Source organism: Streptomyces sp. NPDC002138, assembly GCF_040296485.1.
Lineage (GTDB): Bacteria > Actinomycetota > Actinomycetes > Streptomycetales > Streptomycetaceae > Streptomyces.
Genome location: NZ_JBEOXE010000146.1, coordinates 1 through 3,894 on the forward strand (window position 1 = coordinate 1; position 3,894 = coordinate 3,894).

4 protein-coding genes are annotated in these 3,894 nt (G+C 40.4%); all 4 read right to left on the reverse strand.

The window, feature by feature from the left end; translation table 11 throughout:
* Positions 1-323 precede the first annotated feature (323 nt).
* Positions 324-1,355: a relaxase family protein gene (locus ABT084_RS37685; RefSeq protein ID WP_351054308.1), complete on the reverse strand. Its 1,032-nt coding sequence runs from the start codon at positions 1,353-1,355 to the stop codon at positions 324-326.
* Positions 1,336-1,662: a plasmid mobilization protein gene (locus ABT084_RS37690; RefSeq protein ID WP_351054311.1), complete on the reverse strand. Its 327-nt coding sequence runs from the start codon at positions 1,660-1,662 to the stop codon at positions 1,336-1,338. Before ABT084_RS37690 ends, ABT084_RS37685 begins: the two co-directional genes overlap by 20 nt.
* A 295-nt stretch (positions 1,663-1,957) precedes the next feature.
* Positions 1,958-2,299: a hypothetical protein gene (locus ABT084_RS37695; RefSeq protein ID WP_351054314.1), complete on the reverse strand. Its 342-nt coding sequence runs from the start codon at positions 2,297-2,299 to the stop codon at positions 1,958-1,960.
* 650 nt (positions 2,300-2,949) lie between these two features.
* On the reverse strand, positions 2,950-3,894 hold a 945-nt coding region (locus ABT084_RS37700), incomplete at its 5' end, for a replication initiation protein (RefSeq protein ID WP_351054317.1).

A 3,894-nucleotide genomic window follows, 5' to 3' on the forward strand; every position in this document is an offset into this window, starting at 1 on the left:
GTGCAGTATGGATGATGCGGCAGGTTCTCGATGTAGTCAGCTAAGACAGGGCTATCTTGCCAATTTGAAGGGTCTATTTTCTGTAAGTTGTACATACGTTCACGCTTGTATTAGCGCGATAGCTTAGATATAATACGACTCACCACAAGTAGTTTTTATATCTTTGCTGCCACGCATTGATTAGTTTTACCTAGACCCTGAGCCTGCAAGCTCGGGGTCTAGTCGTTTCTAGCATTTGAGTTTACGCTTTACTCATTGTAGCGTCAAATAAATATTCGCTGTAAGCATTGTAATTACTAGCCTACAGCTATACGGAGAGTATATTAAAGTCTAAATACACGAGTTGCTGTAGCTGTCTGTTTGACTTCATTATCAACGACTTGCGCTTGCTGTGGCTCTGCTACTGGCGAAGGCGCAGGAGTAGTAAATCTGTCAGCGTGATACTCTTGTTTGATGCGTATGCCTTCTTCTAGCTCTGCTACTGCTTTCGTATATCTGTCATTATCAGCTGATACGTCTAAAAACCTGTTTTTTTCTAAGCGCTCTCTATAGTTGTCAATGTAGAAGTTATGCTCGTACATAGCACCCTTAAGCCTTACGTTGCCTGTGATTGACTCGGATGTGATACTAATCGTTTGAGTTCTCTTAGCTGCTCTAGTGACTGTTAAGCCTTCTTCTTCAAGCCATTTCACTACGCTGTGTCTTGTATTTATGCGTCTGTGCTCTCTTGCATAATTAGCATCATCAGCTATGACTTCTGCTAGTCGCTTTCCTATCTCATCGCGCAATTCGTTCTTGTTATCTATCTTTGCTAAGGGCTTTGGATTAAAGGGGCTTGGCTTAGGCGTGACGTTCCAATCTCTACCGTTATATGGGTTGTGCAAACGCTTTTTAGTGGGGTCGTGGGGGTCTGTTAATTTATAGTCATGATTGATAATGTCTTGAAAAGCGTTGACTCTGCGCTTATCAGCTACATGGTAATATGGCTGCAAACGCTTACCACTCCTAAGCTCTTGATTAGGTATAAGGAAGTTTAGCTCTAGTCTATCTTTATCCGTATGCTCTACCCACAAGATATTGAATTGGTCGCTTTCAAGCCCTGAAAATAGCGTACTTTCAAACTTCTCAATGACTGCCATTTTTTGCTGTTCAGTCAAGCAGTCTGGGGCTTCTTCAAAGGATAACGTGCCCGATGTATAACGACGCGCATAGTCAGTGGCATCTATTAGCTCTTTGGTTAGATACGGATTGCCTGATAGCACTCTAGCCCCTGCTCTATCTAGGTTCTCACCTAACAAGTAGTTGACTGGTGCAGCACCGCCACCGCTACCCCTACTATTGATTTTTACTAGCATTTTTATTGTCCTCGATTAGCTCTCTAATCATTATCTCGATACGCTCCACGCCTTGTAATATATGACTATCTAACTCTTTCTGAGTGTTCGCGTGCTTAGTGATTTGATTAAGATTTGAGCCTATCCTACCTAATTCTCTAACAAGCTCAGGGTCAGCTCTAATAATTGGAGTCGCACCTAAGCATAAATTCCGCATCCAAGACGCTAACGACTTCGTTGTTTTTCTATCGTTTAGCTGTTTGAACTCGTCTTTATTGACCCTAATTTTTATCTCTTTTTCTCTTTTGTCGCCTTTAATCTGTGGCACGATTTTCGCTCCAGTGTCGATGGGAAAAGGTTTTTAGGGGGTTAAGGGGTCTCCCCTTACCAGTCACCAAAGGGAATATGAACGATAGTGAAATAGTCCCCTTGGTGTGTACTGGCTTAAAATTAGCACTAAAAGGTTTTAGGCGCAAGGATTGGCTTTACTCATAGCTATTAGTAGTAAGCAAAGCATAAGAATATGTACGCTTATTAGTTTTTTATGTACGCTTATTAGTTTTTTATGTACGCTTATTAGTCTTTTGCGTGCGCTTATTAGTCTTTTATGTACGCTTATTAGATTATAGGTCTAGGCCATGATTATCTTTGTTTTTGTCCAAGCCTGTCTGATATCCACTATTATATATCTCTTTGAGTAATAGACGCTCTAAATAGCTGCTCTGTGCTTTGTTTTGTTGTTTAGCCCATGCCCTAACCTTATCTTCTAACCACCCTCTATAACGTGCCTGTGGGTCTTTGTATCGCTTGTCATTCTTAGCTTTGTTAGCGTCCTCAAGATGCAGGATAGTACCAAAATAGTAGTCACATATATCATAGCTTAGTGTTGTGCTACTACGCCTTATTTCACCGTCTATAGTCTCATTCATTGTTACTTTTATACTGCGTTCATAGTTAGATTTCATAGCTCTAAGCCTTTATTGTTAAGGGTTATAGGTAATTGAGTCTTTTTATACTCATAAGCATAGCACAGAGTATTTTTATACTCAATATTTATTTTTGAGTATTATTGTACTCATTTACATATTGAGTATATTTGTACTCATTTATGATATTTGAGCACATTTATACTCATACATACTGAGTATATTTATACTCTTTAAGCATTTATTGAGTATATATATACTCAAAATAGCTTAAAAAAGGCAAAAAAAAGGCTTAAAATCGCTGTAACCCTTTAAAATCAAGGGGTCAATTTTAATAAAGCATGAAAAATCAGCGAAAAATAAAGGACGCACTGTAATGCGCTCTAACAGCGTTGTTCTAAGTAGTGAGCTAGTAGGGTAGCAGACAACACGATAAGACAGCTTAGAAGGGCATTTACAGAGCATACAGAGGTATCATAGAAGCTGTTTAGAGATATAAGTTCAATGAGAGCATCGCTAATTATGTTTAGCAGACTGTGCACGTTGAATTAAACATGAGTCTTAAGATTCATAGATTAGAATATTGAGACTGGGGAAAGCGTTTTGAGCTGATTAGATTTGTTAGTTGAGCTTAACGATAGAGCCAAAATCACCCAAGGGCTAATAGCTGATTATGGGATGCACTGTTTTTAATTTGATTTCTTCCGTAAGCCCCACCGTGTAAGGGTTGAGACGTTGACGCCTAATTGCTTAGATATTTCAGTCTTTTTCATGCCCTGTATGTACAATTCTAGCGCTTGTTTTTGCTGTTCTGTACTATCGCCCCATCTTTTCATTGAACGTGCGCTCTGAAGCTCTGAGAACGCCTTACGGCTTGCTGTGAAGTCTGTTTTACTACAGTATCGTGCAATGCTGCGTACTATGTGCATGACTTCGTTTTGAAATAGCGGTTTATCAAAACGATTATTCAGCTCTGTAGCAATGGGTTCTAAATGCTCTACAAGCGCTCTGTACGTTGCTGGTGCTGCTTTGTAGCCGTGATGTCTCACACTATCAAACAGTGAGCAGTTACGCCCAAATCCGCTATCATTAGCGGCATCGGGCATGTCATCAAGCTCTACGAATTGCGCTAAGTATTCAAGCGTATAGCCTTCTTTCGGTGCTGTTGTAGTGTAAGTAGTCCAGGAGCGATGTATAGGGTTCTTCATCAAGTTACCGCCATACCCTGCGTCAGCGCCTAATGCTCGCACTAGACCACGTTCAATACGTGCTAGGTAACGAATAGGTGCGCTTTTAGCCTTACCCCATGTAAATACAGGGCTAACGAGTCTATAAACGAGGTGAACATGAGCGTTTTTAGGGTTCTGTATGATAAGGTGCGGTGGTGGTAAATCAGCATCAATCAAGCACTGGTGAATACCATCTGCATGGTCTATATCAATGATGATATAAGACACTCTAGCGACCTGATTCGGTTGTATATAAGCGTGTTTTATAGCGTGTGATTTGCTGCGTATATGACAAAATCCTTTGTCATCTGTGCAGTATGGATGATGCGGCAGGTTCTCGATGTAGTCAGCTAAGACAGGGCTATCTTGCCAATTTGAAGGGTCTATTTTCTGTAAGTTGTACAT